A 15,720-nucleotide genomic window follows, 5' to 3' on the forward strand; every position below is an offset into this window, starting at 1 on the left:
TCACATTTCTTTTCACGATGAACATTCTCTGGTGTATCATCCAGACATAATGTAACATCATAAAAGCTTTAACCACTTTGGCTGTGTAATACTGCAAATTCAATTTAAAAAAATTATATCACAGCTTCAGTAACATTTACAATTATAAGAGGCTTTCGCATAGTCTTTTTCCAAATGGATGCCTGCAATGTACGTTTAATGTTGGTCTCAAATCTGGAACTATCGATATCCTGTGCTATCATTCTGGAGACTTCTGAGGAAACATCATCTGTCAGTTTCAAAATTAGAGAAGCCGATTTTTGGCGGTTTACGAAACCTTGTGTTACTATTGATGGAGGAGCTATGAGTCTTTTTGACCCATGAGAAAAGCAAAGAGTAACGATAACTACTCCCGCCTGGGACATAGCCTTTCTTTCGGAGAGAATCTGTCCACTGATATCGCCTATTCCGAGACCGTCAACAAGTATTTCTTTTAACTCAATGGAACCTGTAACTTCAGAAAAAGATTCAGAGATTTTCAAAATGTCCCCGTTTTTTATCATCAGAACATTTTCTTCCGGTATTCCACATGATATGGCAATTTCCTTGTTGGCATTTCTTATTCTGAATTGACCATGAGCAGGTATTATGTATTTGGGACTTAACAGATTATAGATTAGTTTTAACTCCTCGATACATGCGTGACCGGTTACATGAAGATCTCTGAAAAGTATTTTGGCACCCTGTTCTTCAAGGCTATTTATTGTTTCTGAAAAAATGCTTTCATAACCCTGCACTGGAATTGAGCTAAAAAGTATCACATCGGACTCTTTTATCTTTATATTCTCATTGAGACCATTTGCTATATCCGACAGACAACTGATAGGTTCACCGTGATTTCCGGTTGTGAGAAATACTAATTCGCTGTCTTTATAGCAGGATGCTTCATCAGGCTCAATTAAAACATCATTTTGGAGGGAAATATAACCAAGTTTTTCTGCTGATTTAAAGATTTCAAGCATCACATCGCCCTGAAGGATGACTTTTCTGCCGTATTTCTTAGAAATATCAATTATTTGGCTTACTCTGTCCATGTTTGAAGCAAAAGTTGCAATGATCAGACGCTCATTTTTGTAATTATTAAAGAGTCTGTCCATTGAGATACTTACTTCATTTTCTGAAGGAGATGAACCTTTTATGAGGGCGTTAGTACTATCGCTTAAAACAGCAAGGACCCCCTTTGAACCAATTGCAGCAAGTCTTCGTAAATCTGTAGTGTCACCGATAGTAGGAGTTAAATCTATTTTGAAATCTCCGGTGCATACGATTATTCCTGCGACGGTGTAGATTGCAAGCATAACAGCGTCAGGAATACTGTGGTTGGTTTTTATAAATTCAATTTTAAAATCTCCAAGAATAAATGTATTTCCCTGGCGAATTACTTTTGTTTTGGGTTTATTGATATTGTATCTCTTTAATTTATCTTCGATTAAAAGAATTGTGAGAGGGGTTCCATATATTGGAATATCAAGTTCGGGCAATACATAAGGAATTGCACCTATATGGTCTTCGTGACCGTGAGTTACAACTATACCTTTCACTTTTTCTTTGTGTTCTTTAAGGTATGAAATATCAGGAATTGAGGTGTCTATACCAGGCATGTCATTGGGTGGAAAAGAGGTCCCGCAATCTACTATGATAATAGATTCATCGCTTTCAATAATAGTCATGTTCATGCCAATTTTATCAAACCCGCCAAGGGGAATTATTTTTATTGTATCTTTCATTATGTTAAGCTCCCGATTTGTCTATATGGTAGAGTTTATCAAATTATGATAAAGTGTGTAAATACGATAAATACTTAATGAGGAAGAAAAATGACAGATAATAAATTGATCAGATATGGGAAAAAAGAAACAACCAAATTAAAAGAAAAAAACGGTGTGACATATATTGTGTTTCCGGAAATCGAGAAGATAGGCTTTGTAGATCATCTTTTTTCTACAAGGATTGGTGGCGTTTCAAAAGGTGACTATGCCACAATGAACTTAAGCTATACAAGAGGCGATGATAAGGAATGTGTTGATGAAAACTATAGAAGGATAGCTGAAGTTTTAGGACACGGCAAGACCTTAGATGACTTCGTGTGTACTTTTCAGACGCATACAACTAATATACGTGTTGTAACAGAAAGTGACAGAGGGAAAGGCCCCGCAAGAGTAAGAGATTATACTGATATTGATGGACTGATTACAAATGTTCCTGGTATAATCCTTGGAACCTTTCATGCAGATTGTCCGCCAATATATATTATTGACACTGTAAAAAAAGCTATTGGTCTTGCGCATTCCGGTTGGAAAGGTACTAGGGGAGAAATTGGTAAAAAGACTATTGAGAAAATGAGTACAACTTATGGAACTGACCCTAAAGATTGCATCTGTGCTATAGGCCCGTCGATTTGTGGCGAATGCTATGAGATAGGTGAAGACGTAGCTTTGGAATTTTCCAAGGCTTATACGGAAAGAGAACTTGAAGATAATAAAATTTTAGTGCCTTATCCAAATAACAAGTACAGATTATATCTTTGGAATGCGATAAAGTTATCTCTTTTAAAGGCCGGAGTACCTGATAGCAATATTATTGTCACGGATATATGTACAAAATGTAACCCCGACCTACTTTTTTCACACAGAGTACATGGCGAAAAACGTGGAAATCTCATGGCATTTTTATGCATTAACGATAATGCGTTAAATTCTTAAGAAATCTTAAGAATTTTCGTAGGTAAATCTTAAGAATTTTCTGATTTAATAGAATTATAAAGATATGGAGCAGAGGATGGAAAACATATTAGTTTGTGATGATGACAAGGAAATAGTTGATGCGATTGAAATCTATCTTTCCCAGGAAGATTTCAGAATTTACAAGGCATATGATGGGATTGAAGCTCTTGAAATCATTAAGAGTAAGAAAATCTCTCTGGCAATTGTAGACATTATGATGCCCAGAATGGATGGTATGAGAATGGTTATGGAGCTTAGAAAATTCAGCTCCATTCCTGTTGTATTTCTTTCTGCAAAATCTGAGGATTCTGACAAAATACTTGGACTTAATATAGGTGCCGATGATTATGTCACCAAGCCTTTTAATCCATTGGAACTTGTGGCAAGAGTAAAGTCCAATTTAAGACGCTACACAACTCTTGGAAGTATGGAGGATAAAGAGAATATTTATAAGACTGGAGGCCTTGTCATTGACGACAATTCTAAAGAATGCTTTGTTGATGGTGAAAAAATCCGCCTTACGCCTATTGAATATAATATTCTTGAATTTCTTGTTAAAAACAAAGGAAAGGTTTATTCCATCAATCAGATTTATCAAAGTATCTGGCAGGACTCCGGGTCTTTTACAGCAGACAATACTATAGCTGTACATATCAGACATATCAGAGAAAAAATAGAAATCAATCCAAGAGATCCAAGGTACCTCAAGGTTGTGTGGGGCGTAGGATACAAGATTGAAGACGAGGAACCATGTTAAAAAAGCCTATTAATTTTAAAATACTAATTTTAGTTCAGCATGTATTGGCTGCATTTGTAGCCTTTGCACTTGTCTTTGTATTTGCCGGAACAAGCATAATCATTTCAGGTGCGAAGGGAGATTATTCCTATACGCTGTATGAATCAGACAGAAACAGAGCCTACGAGGACTCTTATCTGTTCAATAACATACTTGGCAACAATCTTGCAGATGTTATCAGGCTTATAGCGATAAGGAGTCAGCTTGAGACCGCAGGCGAGTACGATAGTGAAAAGACAATTGATGTTACTGCCTACGTGAACAGAGGTACAACGCTTCCCGGGGATTATGTAACAGCTGTATACACGGTTGCGGATCTTTTAAAGTGGGCACAAAGCGGGTTTACTTATGAAACAAGAAATTTCACAGAGGAAGAGAGTAGATCCTTTTTAAGCGAAAGAACAACATATACCCATTTGAAAAATAATCTTATGTCAGGAGGAATGAACTCTTACTTAAGCTCAGGACTTTCTGATAACAGTGTGGCTTTTACAGTTTCAGGGAATTCAATTCCATCAGGTGGAACTCACAATATTCTTGTTTCAAGGTATCAGACCACAGATGGCAGAAATATCGAAGATCTTGTTTCAAATTGGGAAGAATACAGCCTTTTATGTAGTAATGTTGAAGAGGCTGCAAAAACTCTTTTATATAACTTTGAGGAATATGGCAAGCTTCTTTCTTATTATGGATATCAGTCAAGTAACTTAAGATACTATATTTCAAGAACAATCAATGGTAGTACTTCGGTGTATACAAATATCTCGGAACTTTCAGGAGAGACAACCGGTATAGACATAAAGAGTGTTTTTGAAGCGTATGGTAGATACATATATTATTGCCCATACGAACTGAAGTATGAGACCAATACGCTTATAAAAGAAAATGTTGTCAGGAGCTTTCTTAAGACATATAGCTATGCTTATCCGGATCAGATAAAAGTTTATGTGGCTGTTGATACTATTGGTTACCCATGTAGTGACGATTTTTATCAGGGCAAGAGTAGTTTTACCAAATATATGCCTTACAGAACACAAATCTTGATATTGTGCTTTGTTGCGGCATTTATCTATATTCTTCTGTTTATAATAACTCTTAAGTCTCCTTTAGTTGTGAGCGGAAGTTCAATAAAAACTGAAATTGCCTGTCTTAAGAATATAATAATAATGGCAGTTCCATTGGGGGCTTTTGTGATGGCATCTGTCCTTACACAGATGAGTTACATGAAGATGATTCGGCTTGAGAACTTCCCCGTATATGCGGCCCTTGGTGCATTTGTATTTAATGTTGGTTTTCTGGGACTTATTTATGGTATTGCAGATAAGGTAAAAGAGAAGTCTCTTTGGAAGGATTCTATCCTAAGAATGCTCATTATAGGGGCAAAGAATCTGATCCTCACAACTACTGACAATGGAAATGTTATTATAAGGACTTGGATACCATATATCTTTTTTGTGGTAATAAATCTATGTTTGTTTAAGATAGGCCTTGCAGGAATAGTTATTGCGGCATTTTTGGACATTCTTATTGGCATTTATCTCTACAGACAGAATTTGGATAGGGACAGTATTATCAAGGTTATAGAGAGAATAAAAAATGGTGATGTGAAATCAAAGGTCGATGTTTCATCACTTCATTCAGATAACATAGCACTGGCAGAAGCGGTTAATTCCATTGGCGAAGGAATTGAAAAAGCAGTGGATACCAGTATGAAGGATGAAAAGCTAAAGGCAGATCTTATTACAAACGTATCACATGATATTAAGACTCCGTTGACCTCCATTATCAACTATGTGGACCTTATAAAGAGAGAAGACATAGGCAATGAGAGGGTAATTGAGTACGTAAATATATTGGATCAAAAATCTCAAAAGCTTAAAAAACTTACAGAAGATCTGGTTGAGGCTTCAAAAATAAGCTCAGGAAATATAAGTATTGAGCTTTCTAAAATAGATTTTGTTGAGCTTATAAATCAAACAATTGGTGAATTCTTTGAGAAGTTTGAAAAGAGTGGACTTACTCCAATTTTTAAAGCTAATGAAAAGAATATATCCATAGTTGCGGACGCAAGGCACCTTTGGAGAGTGTTGGAAAATCTCTTTAACAATACCTGTAAATATGCGTTTCCTGGAACAAGAGTATATTTGGAAATGTATACAGCAGAGGATAAAGAAGGTAAAAAGAAAGCCTTCTTTTCGATAAAGAACATCTCAGCGAAAGAACTTAATGTAAGTGCAGAAGAACTTACAAAGAAGTTTATTAGAGGAGATGAGTCAAGGACAACAGAAGGAAGTGGCCTTGGACTTTCAATCGCCAAGAACCTTACTATTGCACAGGGAGGTACCTTTGATATCAGGCTAGATGGAGACCTTTTTAAAGTAATAATAGGATTTGATATTGCCGAATAATACATGGAAGGAAGCAATTTCTTATTACATAATAAAAGTGCCCATAACTAAGTTCTAATCTAAGTTATGGGCACATCTTTTAATTAATCAAAAAGCTCTGTTGGAGTCTTACATCCTGAATTGTATTTACCTACAATTTCATGGATTTTGTCTGTTGGCATATTTACTGTAGACATTGAGGAGTCGTGATTAAGGAAATCAATAATAGTTGCAAGGAACTTACCCATATCTGCGATAAATATGTATTCTTTTGATGTAACTTCCTCATTCATGTAAGTAAGGTTAGTAGTAATAACTGCGTCAAAGTATCCTTTTTCATAGCCATCATCAAACTTGCTCATTCCGTCTGTGAAAAGACCGAAAGTAGTGCAGATAAATACTCTTTTAGCACCCATGTTTTTGAGCTGTTTGGCTGTATCTATCATGCTTGATCCTGAAGATATCATGTCATCGATGATGATAACATCACGTCCTGAAATATCAGAACCAAGGAATTCATGAGCAACAATAGGGTTAGTTCCGTTAACAACGTGGGCATAGTCACGCCTCTTATAGAACATTCCTGTATCAGCGCCGATTACGTTTGCAAAATAAACGGCTCTGTCGAGAGCACCCTCGTCAGGGCTTATAACAGTGAGATGATCCTTATCAACGATGAGGTCATCAATGTGAGATAAAAGAGCTTTCATAAACTGATATGAGGCAAGGAAGTTATCAAATCCACCAAGAGGCTTGGCATTTGATATTCTTGGGTCATGAGCATCAAAAGTAATAAAATTTGAGATACCCATATCATGGAGCTCAGCAAACATCTGAGCAGCATCTAATGATTCCATTCCGTTTCTTTTGTGCTGACGTCCTTCATAAAGGAATGGCATGATAACATTTATTCTTTTTGCTTTGCCAGTAATTGCACCTATAACACGTTTAAGATCCTGATAGTGATCATCAGGTGATTTATGATTGACGTAATTGTACATCTTGTAGGTTATGCTGTAATTGCATACATCAGTAAGAATATAAACGTCATTTCCTCGAACACTTTCCTTGATAGTAGCCTTAGCTTCGCCACTGTTAAACCTGTCAAGGTTAATATCGATTTTGTAATTGTCTTTTACATAGCCATGAAAAGCGGGATCGTTTTCAGGCATTTTGTAAAGCTCATGTCTGAACTCTGAGATATAACGATTGACGCTGTCACAAAGTTCTTTGGCTGAATCCATTACAATTAGATTAAGAGGTGCAACCGGAATAGTACCTTCCAGTTTTCTAAAATCTGGCATATTTTTCGCTTCCTTCTTTAAAGATTTATATTAGAACATAATTCTACATTTACTGTTTTAACATCTATGGTGCTGACACGTCAAGGACAAGATGGTATAATACAGGGCATGAAGAAAAATATAGGACACCTTATCGGCAGTGTCGATGAGGGAAGCATAGCAGAAGAATTAAATATTGAACCGGGCGATAAGCTTATAAAAATTAATGACCAGATCATAGAAGATATTTTTGATTTTCAATATCTGGTACAGGATGAACATTTGGATGTTTTGATTGAAAAGTCTGATGGTGAACAGTGGTTGTTAGATATTGATAAGGAATTTGATGAGGATCTTGGAATAGAATTTGAAAATGGTCTTATGGACGATTACAGGTCATGTAGTAATAAGTGTATTTTTTGCTTTATTGACCAGATGCCTAAGGGCATGAGAAAAACGCTCTATTTTAAAGATGATGACTCAAGACTGTCTTTCCTTCAGGGGAATTATGTAACACTTACCAATATGTCTGATGCAGATATAGACAGAATTTTGAAATATCACCTTTCACCTATTAATATATCATTTCAGACTACCAATCCTGAACTCAGGTGTAAGATGCTGGGCAACAGATTTGCAGGTGAGGCACTAAAAAAAGTAGACAGGTTATGTGCTCCGGGGACAGGAATTGAAATTAATGGACAAATAGTTCTTTGTAAGGGAGTAAATGATGGAAAAGAGCTTGAGAGATCAATCTCAGATATGGCCAAATATATCCCAAATCTTCAGAGTGTATCTGTTGTTCCTGTGGGACTTTCTAAATATAGAGACGGTCTTTACCCACTAGAGCCATTTAATAGTCAGGACGCCGGTGAGGTCATCGACCTTATAGAACGCTGGCAAAAGAAGATTTATAATGAGCATGGAATGCATTTCATTCATGCAAGTGATGAGTGGTACTTCCTTGCAGGAAGAGATTTTCCGGAAGCTGAAAGATATGATGGATATATACAGCTTGAAAATGGCGTTGGTATGATGAGGCTTCTTATAGATGAGTTTAATGAGGCTCTCGAAAAGGCAGTTTCAGAGCACAAAAACCATCTTGATTGTTTAAACAGAGAGATATCAATTGCCACGGGAAGGCTTGTTTACCCTTGTATAAAAGACATGGCAGAGAAGGCCATGAGTATTTGTACTGGACTTAAAGTGCATGTTTATGAGATAATTAACGAGTTTTTTGGCGAGAGGATTACTGTTTCAGGGCTTCTTACCGGCACAGATATCATAAATCAGCTAAAGGGCAAGGAACTTGGAAGTGAGCTTTTTCTTCCTGAGAATCTACTCCGAAGTGGAGAGGATTATCTTCTTGATGATGTAAGGATATGTGATATCGAGGAGAAACTAAACACAAAAGTAGGAATATCAAAGTGTGACGGTCATGATCTTGTTTCGGTGTTGTTTGATATTCCGGAAGATGAACTAATATAAAGGATAATTATGAGTAAGAAAAATATTGTTGCGGTAGTTGGCCGCCCAAACGTTGGAAAATCAACACTTTTTAATGCTCTGGCAGGTAGCAGGATTGCTATTGTTCAGGATACACCGGGAGTTACCAGAGACAGAATTTATCAGGATGTTGAATGGCTTAATCATAGCTTCACTCTTATCGATACAGGTGGTATCGAACCTGATTCCAATGACATCATTCTTTCACAGATGAGAGAACAGGCGCAGATAGCCATTGATACAGCAGATGTTATCATTTTTATGGTAGATGTTAAGCAGGGACTTACTGATTCTGATTCAAAAGTAGCAGATATGCTCAGAAGATCAGCAAAGCCTGTTGTTTTGTGTGTAAATAAGGTAGATAACTACAACAGGGATTCACTTGATGTATATGAGTTTTACAATCTTGGAATCGGAGAGCCTTTCCCTATTTCAGCTGTTAATAAGCAGGGAATTGGTGACCTTCTGGAAGAAGTTGTAAGTCATTTCAGCAAGGATTCAACTAATGATGAAGATGACGATACAACCAAGATTGCAATCATTGGTAAGCCTAACGTTGGTAAGTCATCCATCATCAACAAACTCATTGGAGAGAACAGGCTTATAGTTTCTGATATTGCAGGTACGACACGAGATGCAATCGATACTGAAGTTAAATACAATGGTAAAAAATATATATTTATTGATACAGCAGGTCTTCGCAGGAAAAATAAGATAAAAGATGAACTTGAGCACTACATGATCGTAAGAACTGTTGGAGCGGTTGAAAGAGCTGATATAGCAATTCTTGTTATAAATGCCGAGGAAGGCGTAACAGAGCAGGATGCCAAGATTGCCGGAATAGCTCACGAAAGTGGTAAGGCCGTAATAATTGCAGTTAATAAATGGGATCTTATCGAAAAAGACAATCACTCTGTAAAAGAGTTCACAAAGGATATCAGAAATACACTTTCATTTATGAACTATGCAGAGATTATCTTTATTTCTGCAGAGACAGGACAGCGTTTAGTAAAACTCTATGACCTTATTGATATCGTTAGTGAGAACCACTCGCTCAGAGTTGCAACAGGTGTACTCAATGAAATCATGACACAGGCCGTTGTAATGCAGCAGCCACCGAGTGATAAAGGAAAAATATTAAAGCTTTACTACATTACTCAGGCATCTGTAAAGCCACCAACGTTTGTTATATTTGTAAATGACAAAAAGCTTATGCATTTTAGTTATACCAGATATATTGAGAACCAGATCAGAGAAGCCTTCGGTTTCAAGGGGACTCCTTTGAGATTTATTATCAGGGAGAGAAAAGAGGATAAATAAATGACCACATCAGGTTTAGTTGGGGCGAGAATTGTCTGCATTATCATTGGATATGTTTTTGGAATGATACAGACAGCTGTTTTCTACGGAAGACTTAAAGGAGTAGATATAAGAAAAGTTGGTTCGGGAAATGCCGGAACCACCAATACGTTAAGAGTGCTTGGACCAAAGGCAGGCGCTGTTGTTTTGCTTGGTGACATGCTTAAATGTATGGTTGCGATATTTATAACTTATCTTATTTTTGGAAGATCCAATCCGGAATATATTATATTGTTTATGACTTATACTGCTGCAGGAACTGTACTGGGGCATGACTTTCCTTTTTTCCTAAAATTCAAAGGCGGAAAAGGAATTGCATGTACTGCAGGATATACTATTTATCTTAGTATTCAATTCAATATTCTGTTCCTTATTATGGGACTCATTTCGTTCTTCCTGCCTTTTAATCTGTTCCATATTGTTTCAGTATGTAGTTTGTTTTATTATTCTGCACTTCTTGTTACAACAATTATCTACGGACAGATGGGCCTGTTTTTTGCACCTCAGGGAGCTCTTATTGAAGTTTATATTATAGTTGCAATTTTGACATTACTTGCTTTTTATCAGCATAGGGGAAATATTAAAAAGCTCATAAATGGTCAGGAACGCAAAACCTACATATTCAAAAAAAATAAAGTGGACTAATGTAAGATTTAACGGGAGATAAGACTTGGACAATCAGCAAATTGGCGTCATAGGTGCAGGTAGCTGGGGAATAGCACTTGCGTATCTTTTATCAAATAATGGACATAACGTTACTGTATGGTCGCGTAGTGAGACTACAGTAGAAAAGCTTAGAAGTTATCACGGTAATGAAGACAAGCTTCCGGGAGTCAAACTTCCAGAGAGCGTTGTTTATACTTCCGATATGAAGATTGCAGTTGAGGATAAGGATATTTTGGTTTTAGTAGTTCCATCTGCACATCTTCGTGAGACTGTAAAGCTTATGAAAACTTACATTATAGGTAATGAGGAACATAAGCAGATCATAGTAAACTGCACGAAGGGAATTGAAGACGACACCCTTATGGTAATGTCAGATGTGATTCTTGATGAGATCCCCGGATGTAATGTATGTGTTTTATCTGGTCCGTCCCATGCAGAGGAAGTCGGCAAGGGAATGCCAACTTCAATTGTTGTTGGAGCCTTTGAAAAAGACATTGCAAGATATATTCAAAATGTATTTATGAATAGCGTTTTCAGAGTATATATTAGCCCGGATATGCTCGGAATAGAAATAGGTGCGGCTCTTAAAAATGTTATTGCTCTTGCTGCAGGAATGGCTGATGGATACGGACTTGGCGACAATGCCAAAGCAGCTCTCATTACAAGGGGAATAGCTGAAATCGGCAGACTTGGAATGGCTATGGGCGGTAAATTTGAGACTTTTAGTGGCCTTTCAGGAATAGGAGATCTTGTTGTCACCTGTGCTTCAATGCATTCCAGAAATAGAAGAGCAGGTATTCTGATTGGACAAGGAAAAACCTATCAGGAAGCCATGGATGAAGTACATATGGTTGTTGAGGGGGTATATACCGCTAAAGCTGCGCTTAAGCTTGCTCAGAAATATGAAGTTGAAATGCCTATAGTACAGGCAGTAAATGATATATTATTCAATAGTAAAGCACCGGGAGATGCACTTAATGACCTGATGCTTAGAGACAAGAAAATAGAGAACAATTCACTAGATTGGTAGTTATTTAAGTAACAGCATTTAAGATTAAATGTTAAAAAAACTTTGACCTTACTGAGGTTATGATGTATTATGAATGGCAAATAATAAATGCAGAGTAGAAATTTAAGCGTTAAGTGCCGGGTGAACAGGGAGTTGTCATCAGGACGAAGGATTTTTCCGCGGTTTAAGTTTCGCATCCCGCTGCTACATCAATGGAATATCTGAAACTTTGAATATCCCCCGATGTGGTAATGGAAAAACTGCAAAGGAGGATATTTTTATGTTAAATCAAACAGCTAAACAGACAGTAACAGGCAAATCTTATTTTTCATCAGTTTCAAGGCTTAAAGAAACAAAAGTCCTTACTTTTTGCGGTATGATGGGCGCCCTTTCCGTTATTTTGGGCTATGTTGCAACCATCAAATTCGGACAATACATAAGAATTGGTTTTTCCGGCCTTCCTAATCAGATAGTTGACTATCTCTTTGGACCATGGATTGGAGCAATCTTTGGTGGCGCAATGGATGTTATTAAATGGTTTGCATCAGGAGATGGTGACTTTTTTATAGGATTTACCATAACAGCAATGGTTGGCGCTGTTATTTATGGGCTTTTTATCTACAATAAGCCTCTTAAACTTTGGAGAGTAATTGCAGCTCAGGCTTGTGTAAAGATTGTATGCAATATTATTCTTAACACTCTTTGGCTTAATATGCTTTATGGAAAGGCGATTGCTGTTATTCTTCCGGGAAGACTTGTATCTAACGCGATCATGCTTCCTGTTGATACTATTATCATGTATTTGATGCTTCAGGTTGTAAAAAAGGTTATTAAGCCATATTTTGATTGATATTATTTTTTGAAAGGTGGAACTTCAGGCAGATGAGAGGAATTGATCTTCATACCCATTCAAATTGTTCAGATGGTACATATAGCGTAAAAGAGCTAATAGATTACGCTCATGAGAAAAATCTTGCTGCGATTGCTCTTACAGATCATGATACAGTAATTGGCCTTGATGAAGCTATTGGTTACACCGGTAAAAAATATAGTGATATTGAATTTATTCCTGGAATCGAATTTTCTACGGTTAATGAAGGAAAAGACGTTCATGTAGTCGGACTATACATTGATCATCATAATAAAGAATTTAAAAGGAGGCTCCAGGCTTTTGCTGATTCAAGGCGTGAACGCAATGAAAAAATGTGCAGGAAACTGACTGAAGAAGCAGGACTCCCCATAAGCTATGATGAGCTTCTTGAGGCTTTTCCCAATGCTGTTATAACAAGAGCACATTATGCAAAACTCATGCTTGATAAAGGTTATGTAAATTCAAGGCAGGAGGTTTTTGATAAATACATAGGTGATCACTGTAAATATTATGTTCCAAGGGAAAATATCACTCCTGAGGATGCAATTGAGCTTATTCTTTTAGCGGGCGGAGTGCCAATTTTAGCTCATCCTATTTTGTACCATATGAGTGATGAAAAGCTTGAAGCTTTGGTAGTAAGGCTGATTAATGCCGGCTTAAAGGGAATAGAAGCAATTTATTCTACTTATGAACCGGCAGAAGAGAGACAGATAAGAAATCTTGCCCAGAAGTATGATCTTTTGATAAGTGGTGGTTCAGATTTCCATGGAGCCAATAAACAAAAGATTGATCTTGGGGTTGGTTTTGGAAAAATGTTCATTCCTGAAGATATTCTTACAGATATAAAAAATGCAAGAGCAAACTAAATAGGACATAAAAAAAGAATGTCGCAAGCGGCATTCTTTTTTTGTATCATAGGAAATTGCTTTCCTATGATATAAAAAAACGCTCCGCTAAGGATGCGCACCTCGCGGCAATGAAATTAATTGCTTCGCAATACCGCTCGGGCGCGAAGAGTCGCGAGCGACTCTTTATTTTAAATTATAAATCACTGCAAAGCTGGTTTTTGCCATTGTTTTTGGCTTTATAAAGAAGTTCATCTACGCGGGTAATTGTCTGAAGAACAGTTTCATTTTTTTGATGCATTGTTGCACCGGCACTGATTGTAAGCTCATAATCAATGCCTAAAAGATTGTTTACTTTTTTGATCATCTCTTCAGCATTTGTTTTTACATATTCCGAAGAGCGGTCTGATATGATCATTATAAATTCTTCGCCGCCCCAACGACCACATTCTATGCCCTCATTGCAGATGATCTTTTCTTTTATATAATTGGCAATATTTTTTAGAGCATTATCACCTTCAATATGTCCATATGTGTCGTTGATGTTTTTAAAGTTATCTATGTCAAACATGATAAGAAACCAGTCTTTGGAGTTGTCTGTTTCATAGATAAGTCTTTCAATTGCACCACGGTTTAATAAATCTGTAAGCGCATCATGCGAGGCTTTATAGAGCATATCATTTAGCTGATTGTTTTTCTCCATAAGCTCTTCAGTAATAGTATTGATAAATACTGCAAGCCTTGCTGTTATAGGCATACTTGAAGAAGCCATATTTGAAACTTCTTCAATATGGTCTAATTCCTGTTTTTCACCCTCACGCATGGAAGCAGTAACTATGGACAGATTATTTAAAATGGTCTTTCCTTTAAAGCGCATTATTTCGCCAAGGGCACTAAAACCGGCTGCATCCATATGCTTGGAGATCTCAACGATCTCAATATTATCCTGTTCGCCCCAGAAGAGTTTTCTGCCGAAACAGTTATATATAGTAATTGCCTGTGGCGCAAAGTCTCGTATAAGCTGGCCTGCCTGCTTGGTATGCTCCATTATTCTTAATGGATCTCCATAGGTAAGACGGATATTGCTTCCAACAGGAACATTAGTAGACATAACGATCGATCCGTCAGGATTTACAGATTTGGCATGGCGGATGTATACAGTTTCTTCATTGACCTGAACTTCCCATGGGAATTCCAGAGCATCATAGAAAAAGTTTGGACCTTTTTTTATGTTGAGATAATGGCTGTAAACATCATAAGCAGGCTTTCCATCAAGCTCATATACAACGTTTCCCTCTGCCCTTGTTACATGAAGAGGGTAGCCAATAGCTTTCCATCCAAACATTCTGTTTGTCTGGATATGCAGCTCTTTTCCGCTGTATAGAACAAGAAAAACGCCTTCTGTATGGTAGTCATTGTCATCAGTAAAAATAAAAGGCTTGTTATCATCATCACCTACAGCAATGGCGCCGAATACCTCAATGTTATCAGGGAGAGAATCGGCCGTATGACTTGCCTTATCAAACATCACGTCAGAGTTTGCACATACGATCTCAAGTCCCTTTAAGTCAGGAATTTCTTTTATGATATCAAAGAAAACTTGTGAAAAGTCTTTGTTGAGATCATAAAAAGACAGAACCTTAACCTGGGTAGACGTATCATCAAATACTGTAAGCGTGATAACGCATTCGTTGTAATCTATGCTTCCATTAATGATTTCTCCTATTGCACTACAGCCGACAATAGGTACACCGGGAAGTTCTATATTTAGAATTTTTTGGATTCTGTCCAATTTATAATAGATTGACTTATCGGTATAAGGAGCATATATATGGATGATTGCACTATTTCCATGCAAATTTGTCTTTTGTGCCCAATCTCTGATGGTTGGTATAAATCTTGGATTAAATGTTGTTTGAAATAGTTTCAATTGCATTACTCCCAATGATTCTAATTTATTGTTGGTCTTATTTTACTACAAATCTATTATTAAAACTACAAATAAACGCTTGACATATTTTTTTTTAATTATTAAAATTTGTAAAGTAATTAAATATAAAAAGCTATGATCGGAATAAGTAAGAATCGAAATCTGACGACAGAGAATTGCTGGTTGGTGAGAAGCGTAAGTTAAGAGCGATGATGAATACCTCCGTGAGCTGCTGAGATGAATTCTTTTTACTACAAGATATTAGTTTCAGACGGGGACTGACCGTTATATCAGTAGAGTATCATT

The 15,720-nt window shown here is 36.9% G+C and carries 12 protein-coding genes, 1 riboswitch and 1 other annotated feature (1 of these 14 cut by a window edge); of the genes, 9 read left to right on the forward strand and 3 right to left on the reverse strand.

The window, feature by feature from the left end; translation table 11 throughout:
• Positions 1-113 precede the first annotated feature (113 nt).
• A complete protein-coding gene (locus BM146_RS08485; protein WP_074887256.1) occupies positions 114-1,766 on the reverse strand; it encodes a ribonuclease J in 1,653 nt (550 codons plus the stop codon).
• Positions 1,767-1,856: 90 nt separating this feature from the next.
• On the opposite strand from BM146_RS08485, the gene pgeF reads away from it, so the two are divergent.
• The 3 genes from pgeF to BM146_RS08500 all read left to right on the forward strand — a co-directional run bounded on the left by pgeF (position 1,857) and on the right by BM146_RS08500 (position 5,966).
• Positions 1,857-2,741: a peptidoglycan editing factor PgeF gene (gene pgeF / locus BM146_RS08490; protein WP_074887259.1), complete on the forward strand. Its 885-nt coding sequence runs from the start codon at positions 1,857-1,859 to the stop codon at positions 2,739-2,741.
• A 76-nt stretch (positions 2,742-2,817) separates the two neighbouring features.
• Entirely contained in the window at positions 2,818-3,519 is a 702-nt protein-coding gene (locus tag BM146_RS08495; protein WP_074887263.1) for a response regulator transcription factor, read from the forward strand.
• 44 nt (positions 3,520-3,563) lie between these two features.
• Positions 3,564-5,966, forward strand: coding sequence for a sensor histidine kinase (locus tag BM146_RS08500; RefSeq protein ID WP_207649911.1), 2,403 nt, complete (start codon positions 3,564-3,566; stop codon positions 5,964-5,966).
• Between the two features lie 83 nt (positions 5,967-6,049).
• On the opposite strand, the gene BM146_RS08505 is transcribed toward BM146_RS08500, so the two are convergent.
• Positions 6,050-7,249, reverse strand: a complete 1,200-nt coding sequence (locus BM146_RS08505; RefSeq protein WP_074887271.1) for a ribose-phosphate pyrophosphokinase — start codon at positions 7,247-7,249, stop codon at positions 6,050-6,052.
• A 108-nt stretch (positions 7,250-7,357) separates the two neighbouring features.
• On the opposite strand from BM146_RS08505, the gene BM146_RS08510 reads away from it, so the two are divergent.
• From BM146_RS08510 to BM146_RS08535, 6 genes are all read left to right on the forward strand, one after another.
• Positions 7,358-8,716, forward strand: coding sequence for a DUF512 domain-containing protein (locus BM146_RS08510; RefSeq protein WP_143087453.1), 1,359 nt, complete (start codon positions 7,358-7,360; stop codon positions 8,714-8,716).
• Positions 8,717-8,725: 9 nt separating this feature from the next.
• Positions 8,726-10,054, forward strand: coding sequence for a ribosome biogenesis GTPase Der (gene der / locus BM146_RS08515; protein WP_074887278.1), 1,329 nt, complete (start codon positions 8,726-8,728; stop codon positions 10,052-10,054).
• Positions 10,055-10,738, forward strand: a complete 684-nt coding sequence (locus BM146_RS08520) for a glycerol-3-phosphate acyltransferase (protein ID WP_074887282.1) — start codon at positions 10,055-10,057, stop codon at positions 10,736-10,738.
• Between the two features lie 25 nt (positions 10,739-10,763).
• Positions 10,764-11,789, forward strand: coding sequence for an NAD(P)H-dependent glycerol-3-phosphate dehydrogenase (locus BM146_RS08525; protein WP_074887285.1), 1,026 nt, complete (start codon positions 10,764-10,766; stop codon positions 11,787-11,789).
• A gap of 88 nt (positions 11,790-11,877) precedes the next feature.
• A riboswitch (THF riboswitch) is annotated at positions 11,878-11,974 on the forward strand.
• A 74-nt stretch (positions 11,975-12,048) separates the two neighbouring features.
• Positions 12,049-12,618, forward strand: coding sequence for a folate family ECF transporter S component (locus BM146_RS08530; RefSeq protein WP_074887287.1), 570 nt, complete (start codon positions 12,049-12,051; stop codon positions 12,616-12,618).
• A gap of 32 nt (positions 12,619-12,650) precedes the next feature.
• A complete protein-coding gene (locus tag BM146_RS08535) occupies positions 12,651-13,505 on the forward strand; it encodes a PHP domain-containing protein (RefSeq protein ID WP_074887290.1) in 855 nt (284 codons plus the stop codon).
• Positions 13,506-13,680: 175 nt separating this feature from the next.
• Here the strand turns inward: BM146_RS08535 and BM146_RS08540 are convergent, their stop codons facing one another.
• A complete protein-coding gene (locus tag BM146_RS08540) occupies positions 13,681-15,414 on the reverse strand; it encodes a sensor domain-containing diguanylate cyclase (RefSeq protein ID WP_074887293.1) in 1,734 nt (577 codons plus the stop codon).
• Between the two features lie 126 nt (positions 15,415-15,540).
• Positions 15,541-15,720, forward strand: a binding site (T-box leader); it runs 84 nt beyond the window's last position.

It is taken from the genome of Butyrivibrio proteoclasticus (assembly GCF_900115735.1).
Lineage (GTDB): Bacteria > Bacillota > Clostridia > Lachnospirales > Lachnospiraceae > Butyrivibrio > Butyrivibrio proteoclasticus_B.

What these genes read in the sequence shown, in the direction of transcription:
- BM146_RS08495 (WP_074887263.1), top strand. Translation starts at nt 2,818, where the DNA reads ATGGAAAACATATTAGTTTGTGATGATGACAAGGAAATAGTTGATGCG.
- pgeF (WP_074887259.1), top strand. Translation starts at nt 1,857, where the DNA reads ATGACAGATAATAAATTGATCAGATATGGGAAAAAAGAAACAACCAAA.
- BM146_RS08535 (WP_074887290.1), top strand. Translation starts at nt 12,651, where the DNA reads ATGAGAGGAATTGATCTTCATACCCATTCAAATTGTTCAGATGGTACA.
- BM146_RS08510 (WP_143087453.1), top strand. Translation starts at nt 7,358, where the DNA reads ATGAAGAAAAATATAGGACACCTTATCGGCAGTGTCGATGAGGGAAGC.
- BM146_RS08520 (WP_074887282.1), top strand. Translation starts at nt 10,055, where the DNA reads ATGACCACATCAGGTTTAGTTGGGGCGAGAATTGTCTGCATTATCATT.
- BM146_RS08485 (WP_074887256.1), bottom strand. Translation starts at nt 1,766, where the DNA reads ATGAAAGATACAATAAAAATAATTCCCCTTGGCGGGTTTGATAAAATT.
- BM146_RS08530 (WP_074887287.1), top strand. Translation starts at nt 12,049, where the DNA reads ATGTTAAATCAAACAGCTAAACAGACAGTAACAGGCAAATCTTATTTT.
- BM146_RS08505 (WP_074887271.1), bottom strand. Translation starts at nt 7,249, where the DNA reads ATGCCAGATTTTAGAAAACTGGAAGGTACTATTCCGGTTGCACCTCTT.
- der (WP_074887278.1), top strand. Translation starts at nt 8,726, where the DNA reads ATGAGTAAGAAAAATATTGTTGCGGTAGTTGGCCGCCCAAACGTTGGA.